Annotated in this window: 3 protein-coding genes; all 3 read right to left on the bottom strand. The window is 55.8% G+C overall.

Annotation, left to right across the window (positions count from 1 at the left end):
• On the bottom strand, positions 1-2284 hold a 2284-nt coding region (locus BDE01S_RS11360; RefSeq protein ID WP_066080929.1), incomplete at its 3' end, for a phage tail tape measure protein.
• 159 nt (positions 2285-2443) lie between these two features.
• Complete coding sequence (locus BDE01S_RS11800) at positions 2444-2689, bottom strand: GpE family phage tail protein (RefSeq protein WP_369405789.1); 246 nt, start codon at positions 2687-2689, stop codon at positions 2444-2446.
• Positions 2622-2780 carry a phage tail assembly protein gene (locus BDE01S_RS11120; protein ID WP_369405790.1) on the bottom strand — a complete coding sequence of 53 codons (159 nt, stop codon included), beginning with the start codon at positions 2778-2780 and terminating at the stop codon, positions 2622-2624. The genes BDE01S_RS11800 and BDE01S_RS11120 overlap by 68 nt, the downstream gene beginning before the upstream one ends.
• Positions 2781-2787: the final 7 nt, after the last annotated feature.

The raw sequence follows: 2787 nt of genomic DNA on the forward strand, positions 1-2787 counted from the left end.
TCGCGGAAATATTGGCAATACCGCTTGAGAAGAAGCCGGTAATGTTGTTCCAAGCGGTAGAAACGAGACCGACCAAGCCGCTGATGGCACCGCCGACCCACAAGCCCAAAGCCTCGCCGAAACTTGCGGCTTTGGTTTCCGCCTCCGAGCTGACGGCAAAGAAATCGGAGAACCAGTCGATAATCGGCTGCACCAGCGGTTGGATAAATGCCCATACGCCGCCCAGTCCATCCATAACGGCAGAGCCGACCTGAGCCATCAGCCGCATAAAGCCCTCAAACAGCGGCATCAACGGAGCCAGCCCCTGCTTCAAACCCTGCCAGAAGCCGGCAAAAAACGCCTTAATCGGCTCCCAGTAGGTATAGACCGCAACCGCAGCCAACATAAGGGCGGCAATCAACAGCCCGAACGGATTGAATGCCAGCAGCCGCATCGCCACGGCAACCGCACGGAAGGCTCCGGCAAGCAGCTTTAGGGGGGATAGCAAACCGCGCAGAATCAGGCTGCTTAAGTTTTTCAATACGCCTGCGCCGCCGCTTAGTGCGGAGGCAAACGACAGCTTGGGTAAGCGGAATTTCGGCAGACGGATTTTGGCAAAGCGGAAGCCCATAACTGCCTGAGCACCGCGCTTGGCGGTATTGGCCAAATATGCTTTGAGCGCGTTGTTGGTATTACGGTAGCCGCGTGCGAGACGGGCAAAGGCGCGGTAAGTTGTACCGGCCAAATTGCGCTGGCGCAGCAAAGCACCGTTACCCAGCAATGCGCCCGCACGGAATACTTGGAAAGCGGCCTTGCCCTGAAACAATGCGGAACGGAGTTTGAGCGCACGTAAGGAAAAAACGATTAAGTTAGATTGAAAAAGATTTAAAGCAAGCCGAGCAAAAAACGAACCGGCCACAAACGACGCAACGGCCAAAGCAACTTTAATCAGACCTTTCGCCACTTGCGGATTGGCACGCAGCCAATCGGTCAACCCGGTAATCAACGGTCGTACCGACTGCACCAATTCATTCAAAGGCGGCAGCAACACTTTGCCGATGTCGATTCCCAACTCGGCCACGCTGCTTTTAAGCAGCTGCAGTTGGTTGGCGGTAGTTGCGGAACGGTTGTCGAACTCCCGCCCCATCGAGCCGATGTATTTCAGGTTGCCGTCGGCATCTTTCTCCGTCAGCAGGTCGAGCTGGCGGTTGTATTCTTCGGTATTGTTGGCCAGCAGCAACACGTCGTCGGCATAGTTTTTGCCGAACATTTTCAAGAGCAGCGGATATTGCGCGTCTTTGGGCAGCTGCTTGAGCCGCCTCATCAAATCCTGAATCGCACCCTGTGCGTCTTCATTCATGGCCTTGGCGAAACTTTCGGTGGTCAGCCCCAGTTCGGCCAGCTCTTTTTTGCCGCCGCCCGCCTTCAATATTGAAAGTGAGGTCACCATACCCTTGATGGCCTGCGCGGCCAGCTCGGGTGCCTTACCCATACTCAGAAAGGTACTGCCCAGAGCCGCGCCCTGATTCTCAGTCAGACCGAGCTGTTTGATATCGCTGCCCACACGGGTCAGTACGTTGACGATGTCGGCAGCATTGGAGTTGGCGTTGTCCGACAAATGGTTGATGGCATCGCCCAAAACGCCGATTTTCGGAATCGGAATCTGCAACACATTCGACAGCGTGGCCATTGCCTCGCCCGCCTGCCCCGCCGCCATATCGAACGCCACGCCCATTTTGGCGGCATCCGAAGCAAAGCCGATCAGGTTCTCGCGGGCAACGCCGCTTTGTCCGCCCGCCGCAACAATGGCCGCCAACTCCTCTCCGGTCATCGGAATGCTACGGGTCAGCTTCAGAATATCCCGCTCCATTTCCTGAAACTGCTGCGGGGTGTCGAAATTGACGACTTTTTTCACATCGGCCATTGCCGATTCGAAGTCAATAGCCAGTTTTACCGGCATAATCATGGCCGAAGCCGCACCGACGGCAGAATGCCAACCGCTGAGTATGTTTGCCCGCGTCTCTTTCAGACCCTGTTGTTTGGCTGTTAGTTTTTCCAGTCGGCTTTGGGTGCCTTTCAACGAGTTCAGCGTCCGGTTCAAACCGTCGTAAGAACGTTTCAGCCTGTCCACCTGCGCACCGGCGGCAGGATTTTCCAGCCTGCGTTTCAGTTGGGCGGTAGCGGTCTCCGCCTGCCGGATACTTTGAGTCAGCGCGCGTGTCGAACCGCCCAGTGCGGCCAGCGCGCTCTGGGCGGCACCAACCACGGCGGAAGCCTTGATGACTATTGCTAATTCGGCAGACATGATGTACTCTTAACGGAAATATTCTTAACTGGGTAATCGGTATGGCTCTGATTATTGTGTTCTTATTGGCTGCTGCAGCTTTTTTGTTGGGTGCCTATATTCTTGGTGGCATCGTTGGGTTGTTTTACGGTCTTTACCTCGCCGTTACCGGCAAATAAGTCAAACCCCTCTCGCATAACCCGCCTTAATCTGGCGGGTTGCTTCTTTCTGCCAGTCTTCAAATTCGTCCAACGGCAGCGCGTACACATCCTGTACGCTCCAGCCGAACCACCACGCGATATCGGCAGCAGCCGCGAGAATCCGTTTGTCGGCCTCTGCGCGGCTCAGCCTTTCCGTATTACGCCTTTTGGCCGGGAAAGCAGTTTTGCAGTGCCTGCAAGTCCTCCAAATCCAGCAAATCCAAATCTTCGGGTACTAAGCCGGTTACGCGGGCGATAATCGCCAAGCCTTGCTCGGCTTCGTTTTCAATGTTCGCCACCGCGCGCAAGTCGCCCACGCGGGTG

The sequence above is a fragment of the Bergeriella denitrificans NBRC 102155 genome, assembly GCF_001592185.1.
In the GTDB taxonomy this organism is placed as follows: Bacteria; Pseudomonadota; Gammaproteobacteria; order Burkholderiales; family Neisseriaceae; genus Neisseria; species Neisseria denitrificans.